The following is a 13,952-nucleotide window of genomic DNA, read 5'->3' on the forward strand; positions in this document are numbered from 1 at the left end:
GTGCTCAACAAGCACGACAACCTCATAGGAGTATCCGAAATGTCGGAAGACATTGAAATCGTAGTTTCGGCACCGCTCAAAGTGGCGGCGGCGTTGTGGCAAGAGCGCTGGTGGTGCTGTGCGGCCTTTCTTGCCGCAACGGCCGCAAATACGCTCCCGCCGGCGGGCTACCTCGGCATGGCCGTCAGGTTCGCGTACGAGCACTTGTTGCACGACGCATCGGGAGTTGGCCGAGTCATGGCCGGGCTGCTCGGCGTTCTCGCGGCCTCGTTCGCATGGCAGGTCGCCTGTCAGCGAGACCGCGCCCGCCCAGGACTCTTCGCCCGTGTGTGCGACTGGGTCGTCAACCGCTTCCTGATGTCGCACCTTGCGCGCGGCGTCGCGGTGGTTATCGGCGCAAGTGCCGCGTGCGGCGCACACGGCGTTGTATTCGGTGCGGCATTCGGCGTCTGGCTCGCCCTGGTCATGTGCTGCATGCAGTGCCTGACCGCCTTCTCGGTTATGCCGCGTCTGCGCTAACAGCATTAGCCGCTCCCTCGTGGAGCGGTTCTCTTTTACCTCAGCGGGTACGCAGCCCGTTGGGGCTGCTCCGCGTACCAATGGAGCAAAACATGGGTTCTTCGATTTTGACGGGCAAGCGCGCAGGCGCAATGCAAAAGGCCGACGGCGAGTGGATCTACGCGTTGTTCGAGCGCGGCTATGAGTCAAACGTCTATCCGCACACCGACCACTGGTCGGCCGTGGCACTGGGCAACTATGCGCAGGTCATGCGCCGCATCTTTTCGCACGCGACCAGTTGCGAAGGCGGGATGCTCCGCAGCCGCAATGGATCGATACGGCCTGAAAACTACATCGCCAGCTGGAGAAGTGAGCTTGCCAAGCCTACGCTGCTCCGGGATCGGTCGATCGATTTGTCGGTCGGCTCCTCGTGCTACTCGGCGGTGCCTGAGTCGCAGTTGGATGATGTCCGGCTGTCGTTGATCCGGGCGGGGTTTGAGTCTCGTATCGATGAATTGGTCGGCGGCAGCCTTAGCGTTTCGCTGCACGCGGACATCGACCTACTGCTCTCAATCTATGGGAACAGCGGCCCGCTCAGCGTCTGGCGAGTGCTCAAGGAGTACGACTGTGGGACCGCGCAGATCGAGGTGCCGGTGCCGTCGGCAGCGAAGACCGCGATGGAGCGGATGCCCGAGGTGCGGTGTCATTCGATCGACCAGCACAATGTGTTGGTCGCAATGGGCGCGGCGCCGTGGCGTCACGCTGGCTGGCAATACAGCGCGGTCGGCTCCTTCATCACCGAAGTCGCTTATCCGGTTGAAATGGAAACGCCGGGGTTCGCCAAGAAGGCAATTCCAGCGTTCCGCGACGCCTTGACCGACGCTCCGCAAGTGCCCGCGGCGACGCGCATCACGGTGACGCGCGCGCCCGAGGGCACCGAGGAGTGGCGGGCTCGCCGCGCCGACGAGCTTGCGCAAACGCTCGGGCTCGTGACGGAGGGCGCATGCGCCCCTGCGGTCTATAGCTTCGCGTTCGGCGACTTGCTCAATCGCGAAGACACGGACCGGCTGCTGTACGGTCTCGGTTCGTTCAGCGATGCGCAACTCCAGTGGGAGGTGCCGCTCGCGCGAGAGGGTGCTCAGCCGGACCCGGCTTTCTTCTCGGCGGACGTTCAGCTCTCGCTTTGTCTCGCCTAATGCTGTTCTGATCAACGCCACGCTCCCGGTTTCCGGGGCGTGGTTTTTTTTCGCCCGTTAGAAGGCGAAGCTCGCTTGCGCCGGGACTGACACGGCTGCGGGTGCGATGGCGTCTGCGTCGGCAACCGAGGGCGCGCCTTGCCGCTGTGCCAGCAGCTCGTCGTACCGGCGCATAACCTCGGTCGCGCTGGTGTAGCCGACCTCGATGCCGACTGTTTGGGCGACGCGGCGGCGCACGCTCGCGAGCAATTCCGCTTCGTCGGGCGTCGGTCGGGCGGTCGGCCACCCCGACGAGAAGAGCAGGTGTGCAGGGATCTCCGCCTCAATGGCTTGGCGCTCGACGGCGGCAGCCTTCGCACGTGCAACGTCCGTGGCCAGCTTAGGCGGCAGAAGATGGGGCGCGACGTCGGCCAGCCACCGTTGCCCTTGGAAGGCGAACGTCGAGTCGGCTTCTAGCTGCACCATCTCACGATAGACATCGTGGTTGTCGGCGCAGCTTGCCGCGGCTCGCAGGTCGTCGAGGGAACTCATGATGCAGTAGGCGCACGATACGCGCGACGCGCCATACACCGTGTACGCCTCATGCAGCGCAAGTCCGGCCGCAGCGATCTCGGTGAAGACCTCGTCCACGGTCCATTCGATGACAGCATTCCACGTCATACCGCTGCGACCCTTGGTCGACAGCGGAGCGAGCGGGGCCGCAACAGCCATCTTGCTGCGCGCGCTGCTTTCCTGGCGCCGCACGCCTGTCACGTTGATCACGTTCTGCGTCGGAAAACGCTTGTTGAGCGCGCTCGAAACAACCGAGGACTTGAGCTCACTGGTAGAAACGAAGAGCCGGCGTGCTCCACGGCAAGATCAGTCGGACGCACGATAGGTTGCTATACCGCTCCACGTTGTTTGTCCATCGCTTTTCCCATCTGGCCAGCATGTCGCCAGCTTGCCGCCGCACCGTCAAAAGCTCCCAACCCAGATGTGCGGCGAGACGCTCGCACGCAGGACCGCTGTCCTTCCATTCGACGCGGCCAAGGTCCGAGTGTACGAGGATGCGCGGGCCATTATGGCCGATGGCGTCTAGGTGCCGGGAGACCGCAAGGGCGCATGCAACGCTGTCCTTGCCGCCACTCACTCCGATAGCGACGACCGCGTCGCTGGCAAGCAGCGCAGAGACTTCGGGCGTGAGCGCGACGTCACGCGCACGCGCCGCGTCGAAGGTGGGGCGGGTGGGGCGCAGCGAGGACAGGTCGATGGTTTGGAACATGGCGAAGAGAATCGAGTGAGCTTGATCCATCTTCGCAGTTACAGCGCAAAGTCAAGGCGCTAGGCCCATGCGGGCTGCGCGGCCGCCATTCTCGCCACCCTGCAGCATCTATGCCGCTATCTGGAGGCGATCGCGCGACGGTGCTGCTGCGGCCAGTGCGGTTTCGAGGTCATCGATCGAGCGAATGAGAGTTGCAAGGCGCGCCCGTTGGGTGACTAGCAGCATGTATTGACGATCCAGCGCGGACACGCGCGAACGCCAGTAGGCTGGACCGAGAACGGCCGGAATCGACCCGGGAGACAGTGAACGGAACACTGACTCCAGGTGCGACAGTTCAACTTCGGCATCCCGCGCCGTACGTTTGGGCAAGTCACTCCGCGCGGCCGCCGCGTTCCCCGAGACGTGCTTCTTCATGATTGGTCTGATTCATTTTCGTTGTGAAGGCGCCGTCTTTGCAAAGCTCGTGCCGCTGGGGCAGGCCGGGCGGGCGCTGGCTGACCGGCGCTACCAAATGTCTGAGCAAACGTTTGCGCGCAGCGGTATAGTGAAAGCTCTCTCTCGTGTTCCGCTGCCCCGGCGGACGCGTCTTCGGGCCGATGCGCTGCATCGGCTTTCTTTTTTGAGAGGTTCCTAGGTTTTGCTCGGTAGAATCGCGCAACTTTTGCTCAGCTTTACGCGTTCAACCGACCCGAGTCGATTGGTAAATTACCGGTTCTCTCAGGTTCGTCACTGGCCCCTCGGAGGCTGACGGATCATTCAGCGCCACTCCAGCGATGGAGCTGGCGTTTTTTTTTCGCTTGTGACGGCACGGAAGCCGGCAGTTTCAGACATACGGATGAATTTGTGATTGCGAAGCGAGCGAAGGTCTATGGCTGATGACATTTATCGAGCACCAACGCGCCTATCGCTGCTGCTTTGCATCGTCTGCGGTGCCGCCGTGCTGCTTGTGTGCATCGTGGTCGGGGAGCAGCTCGCGACGAAAAGAATGGCGGACCATGAGCAACTGATTGGCCGCGATCTGGTTGCATCAGTCGACCGAATCCTCGACAGCGTCAGTACGCGACGCCGCGAACAACTCGCCGGGCTGCCCGGTGAAGCGTGCAGCCGGGCTTGGCCGTCACTGTCGGTCCTCCAAACGTATGTGCGCTACGTGCGCGCGATTGCACTGGTATCCGGCGATCGCGCCTACTGCTCCTCCGCGTTCGGAGCCATCGACTTCTCGCTGTCCGACTACCCGCTCTCTTCGGGCATACGCGACAGCATCGGTCTTCTTCCGCAAACGCAGTTTCAGCCGGGAGTGCCGGTTCTGGCCATGTTCCATCGGACGGCGCCCGGTCGAGGTGTGCTGTCGATCGTTGAGGCGGAGTACCTCACCGATGCCCTCGCGCATGGTCTCAGGTATGGCGCGCATACAGCCGTGATCTCGGTCTCGGGAACCGGGACTATCAGTGCTCGTGGCGTCTTTATGCCGGCGTCCGCACCGCTCGCTGAATACACGACGCGGGTCGCATCGCAGAAATGGCCATTTGCAATCTTGGTGTCGTCATCCGCAGGTTTTGTTTCCGGCATGCACTGGGAATACAGAATTGCGGGCTTTGCGGTCGGGCTCCTCGTCGACGGCTTGATCGCCGCGATCTACCTGCTTACGTTCGCCCCCCGGCGACTGGTGCTGACCGCCGTGCGTCACGCGCTTCGGCGCAATGAGTTCCATGTCGTCTACCAGCCAATCATTGATACCGCCACGCGGTCAATGGTCGGCGTTGAGGCTTTGCTCCGGTGGGACCACCCGAAACTAGGCGCGATCAATCCGGCGTCGTTCATGGCGGAGGTCGAGTCGAGCGAAATGCTTGGACCCGTTACGCAGTATGTGATGCGGACGGCAGTGGCCGAAATGGCCCAGCAGTCGGCAACGGTCCCGTTGCGCATCGCGGTCAACGTTGCGCCGCGTGATCTCGAACGACGAGGCTTCGTCGCTCAGGTCGAAGCCCTTACCGCTGAGTTGCCGGCGAGCGCCTGTCTCGTTCTGGAACTGACCGAGCGGTTCCTGCTTAGCAAAAGCACACATACAGCGGCTACGTTCAACGCATTAAAAGCGAAGGGAGTGAAGTTCGCGATCGACGATTTTGGGACCGAGCACAGCAATCTCGATCTGCTTGGCCGGTTCCCGTTCGACTTTGTGAAGATCGATCGGCAGTTCGTGAGCGAGGTGGACAAAGGCGGCGCCGAGCTCATCCGGGGCATCGTCTCAGTCGCGAGGCATTACGGACTGGAGGTCATCGCCGAAGGCGTCGAGACCGAATCCCAGCACGCCGCGCTGTCCGCAGCTGGAGTCCCATTCGCGCAAGGCTACCTATATCAGCGGCCGGTGAGGGCGGAGCAACTGGCGCAGCTGCGCGAGGTAGCCACAACCTTCTGAATCGTGGCTCGCACGGTGCAGAGTGGTCGAAAAACCGGAAGGCATAGCGAAATCCGTAGCTTTCGAGCTTTGGCCTCGTCCTCGGCTCCGTAGACTAGCGTCATTCCCCGCGCTTTTGCGCATCGAACCTAACCCTCCAGCGTGCTGGAAGGCCACTTCTTTCCCGCCGTCTGATGACGGCAATCTTCTGGCGACCCTTGTTGGTCGCCTTTTTTCGTCCCCTTGGGAGCCAATCCCAACGGGAGACGGCTCCCTTTTCATTTAGGAGCTGTCTATGTCTCGCACTCTCGCACCTGTCGTCAAAGTCTCCAGCATGAACGGTTTCATGGCGAATCAGCGTGTGGTCGGTCAGGACGTCGAGGCCAGTCCGCCGCAGCTTTACACCGGTCGTATCAGTTCGGTGTGGAGCGACGGTACGGCAATGGTCGATTGGGACTATTCGCTCAATCACCAAGCCGAACGGCATCTCGTGCAAAGCGGTCGCATCAGACTGCATCACCTGAGCCGCAGCGCCTCGTAGTTCTTCGTAAATGACGCGTCCAGTGCAGTGCGCTGGACGCCGTTTCTTGGTCCAAACCTTTCCTTGATGGGAGCCTCCCATCGCGGGCGGCTCTTACTTTTCTCAGGAGTTGCCCTTGTTTCCGATCATTAAACACGCTCTGAACAGTCTCGCCTGGTACGCCAAGCAGGACGCAGAAGCTTGGAAGATGCTGTCGTTTCTCGTTGTCGTCGTGTCGCTCTCGACGGCAATCGCCTCGGTCACCCACTGACCCGCGCAGCTCAACGCTGCGTATAGCTCATTTCTCTTCCCTTTGGGGCAAACCAGCCCTTCGGGAATGGATTGCCCCGCTTTCATTTCAGGTGATCCATGTTCAAGTTTCTCTGCTCCGTGTTGCTTCTTTCGGTTCTGACTGGCTGCGCTACTGCAGACTTCGGTTCGCCGAACACCTATCAGCGCTACGACGTTCAACGCATCGGGCAGTTCGAGCAGGCAACCATCCTGCGCGTGCGTCCGATCACAATCGAGAGCAATTCCGACTCGTCGGGCATTTCCTCGATCGTCAGTGCGGCAGCGGGTGCCTTCCTGGGCTCGCAAGTCATCGGCAATGGTCGCGGCCGCTACATCGCAGGTGCGTTGTCCGGCTCCGCTTCGGGACTTATCGCGCAGCGCGTCAGTTCCGTGATGTCGCGCCACACCGGCGTGGAAGTCTTCCTTCGACGCGCCAACGGCCAAACAGTTGTCGTGACGCAGGTCGATGACCAGCAGTTCGCCCCGGGACAGCAGGTTTTCCTCGTCTCAAACGGGTCCGGCTACCGGATCACCCACTAACCGGCGAATCGACGCAACCATCTGACGAGTTATCAATGAACCACTATCAGTTGATCGCCCACGGGCAGACCAGCGGCTGGAATCCCTCCGCCAACGAGGTGAACGGCAAAAACTTCTACGGGATGCTCCCGGTGGAAGTCGCTGCACAGGCAGGTGACGTCGATGAGTTCGAGGCGATCGTGTCGCACCCTGAGTTCAACGCGTCCGGCGCCAGGCCGCACCGATTCGCTGCAGTTGGGCGGCTCAGTGACTGCGGTCCGGGTTTCGTTGCGCACGGAGACGCTCTTTGTCGATGTGCTTGAGCATCGTGCAGGTTCCGGCGTCGCGCTTAGCTTCAGAACTCGTCGCGGCCGTTCGGACCTGACGGGCGGAGGTGAAAACCACGTCGCCCTGACTCAACTCGAAACGCCCTCGGGCTATCGAGCGATGCTGGACGGCTTGCGTTTGGCCGGCGGAATCGACTCTAAGTGCGGAGGTCGTCGATGAAGCTGGCGAAAGTAAAGATCGAGTACAGCTCCGGAACCACGATCATGGACCGGGTTACACTCGATCCAGCAACTGGCCGAGTTCATCTGGCGCCGCGTGTTCTCGGGCTGCTCGCCAAGATGGAGGAGTCTGAGTGCTCACCGTCTTTCACGCTCGAATACATGGGCTACATACTGCCTGTGTCGAACGTCAGCGGGGGGTACGTAGTCTCGCTCCCTGCGGGCCCGGGTCCGGGATGGCGCCAGGTGTTTCATGCAATCAAAACGCCGACGAAGGATCAACGCCAGCAGAACGGGCGTCTGCTCCACACGCTCTCAGCGGCTTCGATAGTTGGCGCGGTCGGTTATGCTCATTCCGCGTCATCCTGGGACTTCTTGACCGCAGCAAACACGATCGCTCTTGCCTTGGTTGGGTTAGTATTGTGGTACTGCGGCTATTTCAATATGAAAGGAGAGTGAAATGGGTGCAACGATTTTCACGCTGGTCCTGGGCCTCTCCATTGCAGGTTTCTTTCTGTGGACCGGGCACAACGGGCAAAAAGCCGATCGCGAACGCGATTGGGGCAAATGATTCGACGCAGCGCCAGCTGAGTCCAAAAGACGAAACCGCACCTCTCGGGGGTGCGGTTTTTTTTTCGCCTTCATTTTTTGCGCGCCTTCGGGCGCGCTCTTCGTTTTAGGAGCTTCACCTATGAATCAAACCAACACGGCTGCGCTGCCGGCCGGCGTTGCGGCGACCGGCGAAGTCGATATCAAGTCGGTCGCTCGGCTGACCACGGACGGCAAGACGGTCGATCAGGTGTTCACGGAACTGTGCCGCTTCTTGCGCGGGACCGAGATCGAACCGGAATGGCTCTGCCACGCGAACCTGCAGGACGACGCGAACGAGGCCATGTACGGGGCGCGCCACAGCAGACCGTGGCCTGAGCCTTCCTCATACGACCGGGTCTCCGTTTCTGTTTGCATCGGAAACTGCGAGGGCTGGATTGTGCATGTCGACTACGTCAGCCGACCGCAGCTTAGCGATTCGCTTGATCGGACCTACGCCGTGATGCCCTTGCTTCGCGCGAAGGTGTTATCCAGTGACCACGCGTGGTCGCTGGCACGTCTGATCGCGCGTCTCCTCGACGCGGCTTAACCCCTCAGTCTTCTTCTGCGCCATCTGGCGCACTCAACCCTTGCGGGCATCGACCCGACAGGGACCGATTGTCCGCAATTTTCCGAGGCAATCGATCATGTACCAGCTTTCCTTCAAGGGCTTCGCCCAGTCGTTCCGCTCCATGCTCGAGGTGCTGGGCTTTCTGCGCACCGGCTCTCATGCCGATGGCATCGACGCAGCAGACATCTCCCTTACTTTCTTCGGCCACCCGGTCGCCGTGACCCGCTACAACGGCAGGCTGACAGTTCGCCAGCCGGGAACGGCGGTGAGCCTGTTCCTGTCGCTCATCGACGAAATCGACGCTGCGTACTTCAGACCGTCGTTTTCCGCGCTCGAGCCCTGGCAGATTCGGCGCGAGCACTGGAATCTGCTGTATCTCGCGTTCGACCTGGCTCGCGAACCGCTCTATCTCTTCTCGTCCGATCAGGTGGCCCTAGCCAACGAAGAGGCGGCCAAGGCCGGACGTCGTGGTCTGGATCTATTCGAGCTGCTGCAACAGGAGTCGCAACGCCGCTTCGGGTTCCGCTATGCAGGCCCGATGCTGGATGATCGGCAGTGCAACGGCCGGCACGAAGTTCATGTCGCCTATGCGCTGGCTGCTGGCAAGCCCGTTCCGCAAGAGGTGATCGACGACTACACATCGTTGTCGAAATTCGACTCGGACCTGCAATGGGCCAAGCCACTTCTGGCTGTGCCGGAGTTGCGGGGCGCACTGCCGCTTTCGAAGCTCGTGCCGCTCGCATCCGTGATGCGTCGTTCGAAGCAACCAATCACCTCGGCCAACGCAGCGTTGCTGGTGATGGTGATGGGCCTTGCCCCGAAGGAACCGACGACCGTCGAAGTCGATGACCTGCTGTACGCAAAGGGCATCCTCGAGGCGCATCCGTTGCCTGACTCGTATCTGAAACCGGTCGATATCGGCCTGCCGGCGTGCAAGTTCGCCGAAGTTCTCAGGCGCACGCTTGCCGACGGCATCAGGGACAGACGCTTGGCCGAACTGGAGAAGGCGCGCGAGGAGGGCAACCTCAGCCTGCGCGACCTCCAACTCGGCAAGCAACTGGCCATTCTCGATCACGGCAGGCACACGCACACGTACGCCAACGAGTTCGCGAAAGCGGTTCAGACGGCGGACGTGTCGTATCTGCTCGGCATGCTGGACCGGCCCGACGACGCCAACCGAACGACCAAGCAAGCTGTGCGTGAAGTGTTCGGCATCAAGCTCATCGGCGTGCGCGCCGCGGCTCGGCGCCGTGCGATCTTCGAGCTGGCAGGCATGGACGCGGCGCAACAGGCGGAATGGGAGTCGCTCTCGGTGTCGCAGCGTGAGGCTCGCCGACACGTCAACGAGAACGGTCTGTTCCTCGGCGATCGATACCTGCGGGCTGAATTGCATCAAGGCCGTAGCGACATCGGCGACGGCCTGCTGCTCTTTGATTTCGTCCTTGTCGTGGATGCGCGCGTGCGGCGCGAGCGTGAGGACGCCGCCCTTGCGCATGCCAACGCGAACCCCGGCCTCATGCGCCGCATGATCGAGCGCAACGACACGCTCATGGTCAAGCACGACTAGACCTGTGTCACTCGTGGATGACCAGTTCGGCTGGAAGACTTCTCGGCTGAGGTGCGGCAGATATACGCCGATCCACACTTGCATGGCGATTCAACAGGATAGGCGAATGGGTTAATCCAACGACGAGCGGCTCATCGCGGGCGGGGCCGCGCCGCTTCACAAACTGCAACGACACGCTGTCGCGCGCCGGGCGCACCGCGACTCGAAGCGGAGCCGGGCTGGTATCGCTCGCGGCGGCAAGCGGCCGGATCATGAAAAACAGCGACTCGCCGGTTTGCGCGGCGAGGTGCAGGCGCCGGAGCGCCTCGGGACGAACGTGGGTCTGCCAGAAAAGCAAAGCGCCGAACGTACCGGACCGAAGGATCTGCTCCGCCGCCCACAGTGCATCAGCCGTCTTTTGCGCGCGCACCACGTTGACCGACGTCTCGGGCAGGCCCCAATAGGCTGCGGCTTCGGGCTGAAACCGGTGCGGCGGTTGGAGAAGGGCGATACGCCGTTGGGCGACAGCTTTCAGCGCCGGCAACAACAATCGCAATTCACCGACGCCCGGCTGCTGCACCAGCAAGTCGGTCAGTGCGCCCTTGGGCCAGCCGCCGCCCGGCAGTTCTGCGGCGAGCGTCTCAGATCCACACGGAATGACGTTCAGACGAGCTGAGGCCAGTTGAGAGCCGCGCCAGATCGATGGATGAATGTCTTCGAGGGCTAACGCTCCCATGTCGAACCCCGTACTGTACGTTTGTACAGTAGTCTACATGAATGATCGTCATGTGGTCGTCCAACCAATCGAGTCCTTGCTAGCAGCCGACAAGAGGCTGTCGTTTAATTACGCCAGTAAAAGATGCCGAGCCGTAGAACTTACTTGTGCTGAGCCTTGTCGAAATTGCCGAATAACACGCACGTTCGAATCACGCGCAGCGCAAAAAATATCGCAAAAAGCGTTGAATCGAGCGTGAAACCGCAGAGATTTACGGCAGAAGGTGCTTACGGATAAAACAGCGGATTCTCGCGCGAACGATTGCGGACAGTTAGCTTTAACTGTAAGCGACGTTTACCCGATGTAACTATTTGTTGCAGAGCATCGATGTTGGATCAGACAATTCGTTCCCGCTTCGACTGACGGCGCAATGAGCAAGTCGAACTAATTACTGGTCTGCCGCTATGAACACCGCTTCTGATCTCAGTGCTATCCGCGAATTGAACATGTCGTATCTGATGCTCGCGCAACGCGTTCTGGCATCAGACCGGGAAGCGGCACAGTCGCATCTGGGCCTCTCGAGGGAGATGGCAGACCTGCTGCTGAAGCTTTCGCCGGAGCAAACGCAGAAGCTCGCGTCGTCCTCGCAAGTGCTGTGCTTCTTCCGCATGAGCACTGATGCGATGGTCGTTGAGCTCGCTGGTCGCAGCATTGGTGTGGCAGCGAAGTCGGCGGTTTCGAACGACGCTCTGCTGGCAGCATGACCATTACCACGCACACCGCCTCGAAAAGCTCGCCAACGAAGGGGCTCTGGTAACCCGCGCGATACTCGACATGAGCGGGCGATCGATCAGCGACTATCCTTACGTCGTTACCACGAGAAGCCGCAGGAGCCGCAATGCAAGCCTCCGTCGTTCGAAGATCCGTCGATCTCAGTGCGTACCCGAATCTCGTGGTCGTGTTATTAGGCTTTCGCGTGCGCCGACTGAGGGGCATCGCAGCGATACTTGGCATCGGTAAAGGGCTTCGACAGATCGAATTGAACCCGCCCGATGGCTTGCTTTCGAGTGAGCAAGTATTCTTCTCGCTCAACCATATCGGTATCCGGCAGTATTGGCGCGACCTCGACAGCCTCGAAGCATTTACCCGCAGCGAGCCGCATTCGCGCTGGTGGCGCGACTTCCTGCGCGATAGCCGCGGCGCAGGCTTCTGGCATGAAACGTATAGCCGGCAGGGTATGGAAGCCGTCTATATTGACATGCCCGGGCCGGTGGGCTTCGATCGCTTTGCGCCCGAACGCAAACCGACCGGTCCGTTCATGAGCGCGCGGCAGCGGATGGGCGCGAATTAGTGGATAGGGTCTGACGTACGCATGACCGATCGTCGCCCGGCCATGCCGTTTGGTCAGTCCATCGTGGAATGAATGATGAGGCGCGAAGCTACACGCGCAGGTTGAATAGCCGCAGCAGCTCCTCACGAAGCTCCGAGATGTCGAGCACGTGTTGGGCGCGCGTGAGCGCGACATACAGCAGCCGCATCTCGTCCTCGTCCAACGTCAGCCGCCCATCGACCATCTTGAAGCGGAAGTCATTGACGATACGCACGCGTTTCCACTCCAGTCCCTTCGCTCGGTGAATGGTCGAGATGACATAGTCGGCTTGCGCTTCGGGCGTCTGACGTTGAGCGAGCGCACGCAGGTAGCCGGTGCCGCGGTCGTCAACGATCTCGACAACCGGCAGCAAGTCGCGCCCGACCGCGCCGCGGGCGAATGCCTGCGCCTCTTTCCAGTTTTCGAACAGCGACAGTGCTGTCGGCCGAAACGCTCGCCGGCCGCTAAGCAACTGGTCGGCGCCGTCGGCAAATGCGATGATCTCGCTCGGGTTCATGCGCAACGCGGGGCGATGGCCCATCTCGACACCCGCCGCGAACTGCCAGATGGCCGTGGCGTTCTTTCGGCAAAGCACCGCGTCCACCGGCGGCTGTACCGACGGATCTTCGACCATGATGGAGCCGATGCTCGGCTGGCCTCGGATCGGGGTGCTCTCTCCAAGTAGCGCAAGCACGCAACTCGCGAGTCCCGCGAAGGTGGGCCCAAAGCGGAACGATTCGGTCAGCGGCCGCTCCGGTGCATCGATTTGCGCCATTGCGTTGATAGCACCGCGCCACTCATAGATTTGCTGATACGGGTCGCCCACGTAGATGGTCTGCGCGTGCCGTTGCTTCGCGAGGACCGACAGCATGATGCCGTCGCTGTCCTGCGCCTCATCGAACAAGATGAAGTCGGCGTTGATACGTGGATTGGACTGGCCCCACACCTTCAGATAAACGTCCGGCTGTATCGCCTTCAGGCCGCGCGGGTTAATGCTTTCCGCCCATAGCCGTCCAATGCTCGGTGCGAGCTGCTCGCGCAGCCAGTCGGCGGCATCGTCGCGGATCTTTTCATCGACCGGTATGTGGAAGGGCTGCGGCGTATCGTCGGCGGACCGACAGAAGCGGCCGAGACCGTCTGCAATCATACGGCCGATTTCGAAGGGCGCGACCTCCGCGTTCTTTCCCGTGATGGTCGGCACTTCAATAGGCCCGAAGCCGTATCGGGCAGCCAGTTCGTGCGGCGGCTCGGACGGCAGATTGATGCGTGCGGTCAGCCACGCGGGGGCGCTCGCGTAGGCGAGCGAATGGACGGTGCGCGCTGAGACGTTGGCTGGAAAGCCGCGGCGCGCCGAGTCCGCGATTTCCTTGTTGAATGCCAGGTAGCTGCCGCGCTGGCCGGTAAGCTGCTGAGCGACGAGCCGCAGCGTCGAAGTCTTGCCTGCGCCCGCATACGCCTTGACCTTCAGATCGCCGCCGCCTTTTGCGGCTTCGACGACGGCTTCCTGTTCCACCGTGGGTTTGTATGCCTTGGCCACCGAACGTCCATCCAACGAAAAGAAGCAGTGTGCCGCAAGTTCGACTGGCGGGCAGCCGTGCTGCTGTCTGCCGCTACTTCCGTCGGTCGGCGACAAAGCGGGGCGGAAAGATGATGCAGCCGGATTCGTCGCGTTCTAGCGGGACGTCGGAATTGTCGAGCATCTTCTCGACCTCTTCAACCTCGGGCAACGGCGGCCACGGCCATGCTTTAGTCGCCCATGACGGTATCTCGTCCTGACGAACAAAGCCGAACTCCTCGGGCTCGTCCCAAATCAAGTCGAATGTCTCGTTCAGAATTTGCTGCATATAGGCGACGTGCTCAGGACGCATCGACCACCAGTGACGGCGAATGCGGTCTTCGCCGGCGATGACCGTGCGCGACTCGGGATCGAGCACGAACCGGTGCTTCATGTACGGGTCGCTGGCCCATAACGAATCC

The 13,952-nt window shown here is 61.3% G+C and carries 18 protein-coding genes; 12 read left to right on the forward strand and 6 right to left on the reverse strand.

What is annotated here, in order from left to right; translation table 11 throughout:
• Positions 1 to 39: 39 nt before the first annotated feature.
• The gene (locus tag LDZ24_RS20915) at positions 40 to 519 is read left to right on the forward strand and encodes a hypothetical protein (protein ID WP_248324024.1); all 480 of its coding nucleotides are present in this window, start codon (positions 40 to 42) and stop codon (positions 517 to 519) included.
• 92 nt (positions 520 to 611) lie between these two features.
• Positions 612 to 1,694, forward strand: a complete 1,083-nt coding sequence (locus LDZ24_RS20920; protein WP_248324025.1) for a hypothetical protein — start codon at positions 612 to 614, stop codon at positions 1,692 to 1,694.
• A gap of 57 nt (positions 1,695 to 1,751) precedes the next feature.
• Here LDZ24_RS20920 and LDZ24_RS20925 read toward each other — a convergent pair whose 3' ends face one another.
• The 3 genes from LDZ24_RS20925 to LDZ24_RS20935 all read right to left on the reverse strand — a co-directional run bounded on the left by LDZ24_RS20925 (position 1,752) and on the right by LDZ24_RS20935 (position 3,369).
• Positions 1,752 to 2,456: a hypothetical protein gene (locus LDZ24_RS20925; RefSeq protein WP_248324026.1), complete on the reverse strand. Its 705-nt coding sequence runs from the start codon at positions 2,454 to 2,456 to the stop codon at positions 1,752 to 1,754.
• 55 nt (positions 2,457 to 2,511) lie between these two features.
• Entirely contained in the window at positions 2,512 to 2,955 is a 444-nt protein-coding gene (locus LDZ24_RS20930) for a hypothetical protein (protein ID WP_248324027.1), read from the reverse strand.
• Positions 2,956 to 3,063: 108 nt separating this feature from the next.
• Positions 3,064 to 3,369, reverse strand: a complete 306-nt coding sequence (locus tag LDZ24_RS20935; protein ID WP_248324028.1) for a hypothetical protein — start codon at positions 3,367 to 3,369, stop codon at positions 3,064 to 3,066.
• Between the two features lie 454 nt (positions 3,370 to 3,823).
• Here LDZ24_RS20935 and LDZ24_RS20940 point away from each other — a divergent pair, with 454 nt between their 5' ends.
• The 8 genes from LDZ24_RS20940 to LDZ24_RS28165 all read left to right on the forward strand — a co-directional run bounded on the left by LDZ24_RS20940 (position 3,824) and on the right by LDZ24_RS28165 (position 9,912).
• A complete protein-coding gene (locus LDZ24_RS20940) occupies positions 3,824 to 5,371 on the forward strand; it encodes an EAL domain-containing protein (RefSeq protein ID WP_248324029.1) in 1,548 nt (515 codons plus the stop codon).
• 274 nt (positions 5,372 to 5,645) lie between these two features.
• Positions 5,646 to 5,891 carry a hypothetical protein gene (locus LDZ24_RS20945; RefSeq protein ID WP_248324030.1) on the forward strand — a complete coding sequence of 82 codons (246 nt, stop codon included), beginning with the start codon at positions 5,646 to 5,648 and terminating at the stop codon, positions 5,889 to 5,891.
• Positions 5,892 to 6,006: 115 nt separating this feature from the next.
• Entirely contained in the window at positions 6,007 to 6,141 is a 135-nt protein-coding gene (locus tag LDZ24_RS28000; RefSeq protein ID WP_256465428.1) for a hypothetical protein, read from the forward strand.
• Positions 6,142 to 6,239: 98 nt separating this feature from the next.
• Positions 6,240 to 6,701 carry a glycine zipper 2TM domain-containing protein gene (locus LDZ24_RS20950; RefSeq protein WP_248324031.1) on the forward strand — a complete coding sequence of 154 codons (462 nt, stop codon included), beginning with the start codon at positions 6,240 to 6,242 and terminating at the stop codon, positions 6,699 to 6,701.
• A 35-nt stretch (positions 6,702 to 6,736) separates the two neighbouring features.
• Positions 6,737 to 7,003, forward strand: coding sequence for a hypothetical protein (locus LDZ24_RS20955; RefSeq protein WP_248324032.1), 267 nt, complete (start codon positions 6,737 to 6,739; stop codon positions 7,001 to 7,003).
• 180 nt (positions 7,004 to 7,183) lie between these two features.
• Complete coding sequence (locus LDZ24_RS20960; protein ID WP_248324033.1) at positions 7,184 to 7,645, forward strand: hypothetical protein; 462 nt, start codon at positions 7,184 to 7,186, stop codon at positions 7,643 to 7,645.
• Between the two features lie 232 nt (positions 7,646 to 7,877).
• Positions 7,878 to 8,324 (forward strand): hypothetical protein, encoded by a 447-nt coding sequence (locus LDZ24_RS20965; RefSeq protein WP_248324034.1) that lies wholly within the window; start codon positions 7,878 to 7,880, stop codon positions 8,322 to 8,324.
• A gap of 97 nt (positions 8,325 to 8,421) precedes the next feature.
• Positions 8,422 to 9,912 (forward strand): hypothetical protein, encoded by a 1,491-nt coding sequence (locus tag LDZ24_RS28165; RefSeq protein ID WP_371747483.1) that lies wholly within the window; start codon positions 8,422 to 8,424, stop codon positions 9,910 to 9,912.
• A gap of 7 nt (positions 9,913 to 9,919) precedes the next feature.
• On the opposite strand, the gene imuA is transcribed toward LDZ24_RS28165, so the two are convergent.
• Positions 9,920 to 10,627, reverse strand: coding sequence for a translesion DNA synthesis-associated protein ImuA (imuA, locus tag LDZ24_RS20975; protein WP_248324035.1), 708 nt, complete (start codon positions 10,625 to 10,627; stop codon positions 9,920 to 9,922).
• A gap of 443 nt (positions 10,628 to 11,070) precedes the next feature.
• Here imuA and LDZ24_RS20980 point away from each other — a divergent pair, with 443 nt between their 5' ends.
• Together LDZ24_RS20980 and LDZ24_RS20985 are read left to right on the forward strand one after the other, a co-directional pair.
• A complete protein-coding gene (locus tag LDZ24_RS20980) occupies positions 11,071 to 11,370 on the forward strand; it encodes a flagellar transcriptional regulator FlhD (RefSeq protein WP_248324036.1) in 300 nt (99 codons plus the stop codon).
• Between the two features lie 134 nt (positions 11,371 to 11,504).
• A complete protein-coding gene (locus LDZ24_RS20985) occupies positions 11,505 to 11,957 on the forward strand; it encodes a monooxygenase family protein (protein ID WP_248324037.1) in 453 nt (150 codons plus the stop codon).
• Between the two features lie 88 nt (positions 11,958 to 12,045).
• Here LDZ24_RS20985 and LDZ24_RS20990 read toward each other — a convergent pair whose 3' ends face one another.
• Together LDZ24_RS20990 and LDZ24_RS20995 are read right to left on the reverse strand one after the other, a co-directional pair.
• Positions 12,046 to 13,512 (reverse strand): 3'-5' exonuclease, encoded by a 1,467-nt coding sequence (locus LDZ24_RS20990; RefSeq protein WP_248324038.1) that lies wholly within the window; start codon positions 13,510 to 13,512, stop codon positions 12,046 to 12,048.
• Positions 13,513 to 13,585: 73 nt separating this feature from the next.
• On the reverse strand, positions 13,586 to 13,924 hold the full coding sequence (locus LDZ24_RS20995) for a hypothetical protein (RefSeq protein ID WP_248324039.1): 339 nt from the start codon (positions 13,922 to 13,924) through the stop codon (positions 13,586 to 13,588).
• Positions 13,925 to 13,952 lie beyond the last annotated feature (28 nt).

It is taken from the genome of Caballeronia sp. Sq4a (assembly GCF_023170545.1).
Lineage (GTDB): Bacteria > Pseudomonadota > Gammaproteobacteria > Burkholderiales > Burkholderiaceae > Caballeronia.

Coding starts and splice junctions, on each gene's coding strand:
- LDZ24_RS20915 (WP_248324024.1), top strand. CDS start 40: ATGTCGGAAGACATTGAAATCGTAGTTTCGGCACCGCTCAAAGTGGCG.
- LDZ24_RS20920 (WP_248324025.1), top strand. CDS start 612: ATGGGTTCTTCGATTTTGACGGGCAAGCGCGCAGGCGCAATGCAAAAG.
- LDZ24_RS20930 (WP_248324027.1), bottom strand. CDS start 2,955: ATGTTCCAAACCATCGACCTGTCCTCGCTGCGCCCCACCCGCCCCACC.
- LDZ24_RS20935 (WP_248324028.1), bottom strand. CDS start 3,369: ATGAAGAAGCACGTCTCGGGGAACGCGGCGGCCGCGCGGAGTGACTTG.
- LDZ24_RS20940 (WP_248324029.1), top strand. CDS start 3,824: ATGGCTGATGACATTTATCGAGCACCAACGCGCCTATCGCTGCTGCTT.
- LDZ24_RS20945 (WP_248324030.1), top strand. CDS start 5,646: ATGTCTCGCACTCTCGCACCTGTCGTCAAAGTCTCCAGCATGAACGGT.
- LDZ24_RS20950 (WP_248324031.1), top strand. CDS start 6,240: ATGTTCAAGTTTCTCTGCTCCGTGTTGCTTCTTTCGGTTCTGACTGGC.
- LDZ24_RS20955 (WP_248324032.1), top strand. CDS start 6,737: ATGAACCACTATCAGTTGATCGCCCACGGGCAGACCAGCGGCTGGAAT.
- LDZ24_RS20960 (WP_248324033.1), top strand. CDS start 7,184: ATGAAGCTGGCGAAAGTAAAGATCGAGTACAGCTCCGGAACCACGATC.
- LDZ24_RS20965 (WP_248324034.1), top strand. CDS start 7,878: ATGAATCAAACCAACACGGCTGCGCTGCCGGCCGGCGTTGCGGCGACC.
- LDZ24_RS28165 (WP_371747483.1), top strand. CDS start 8,422: ATGTACCAGCTTTCCTTCAAGGGCTTCGCCCAGTCGTTCCGCTCCATG.
- imuA (WP_248324035.1), bottom strand. CDS start 10,627: ATGGGAGCGTTAGCCCTCGAAGACATTCATCCATCGATCTGGCGCGGC.
- LDZ24_RS20980 (WP_248324036.1), top strand. CDS start 11,071: ATGAACACCGCTTCTGATCTCAGTGCTATCCGCGAATTGAACATGTCG.
- LDZ24_RS20985 (WP_248324037.1), top strand. CDS start 11,505: ATGCAAGCCTCCGTCGTTCGAAGATCCGTCGATCTCAGTGCGTACCCG.
- LDZ24_RS20995 (WP_248324039.1), bottom strand. CDS start 13,924: ATGAAGCACCGGTTCGTGCTCGATCCCGAGTCGCGCACGGTCATCGCC.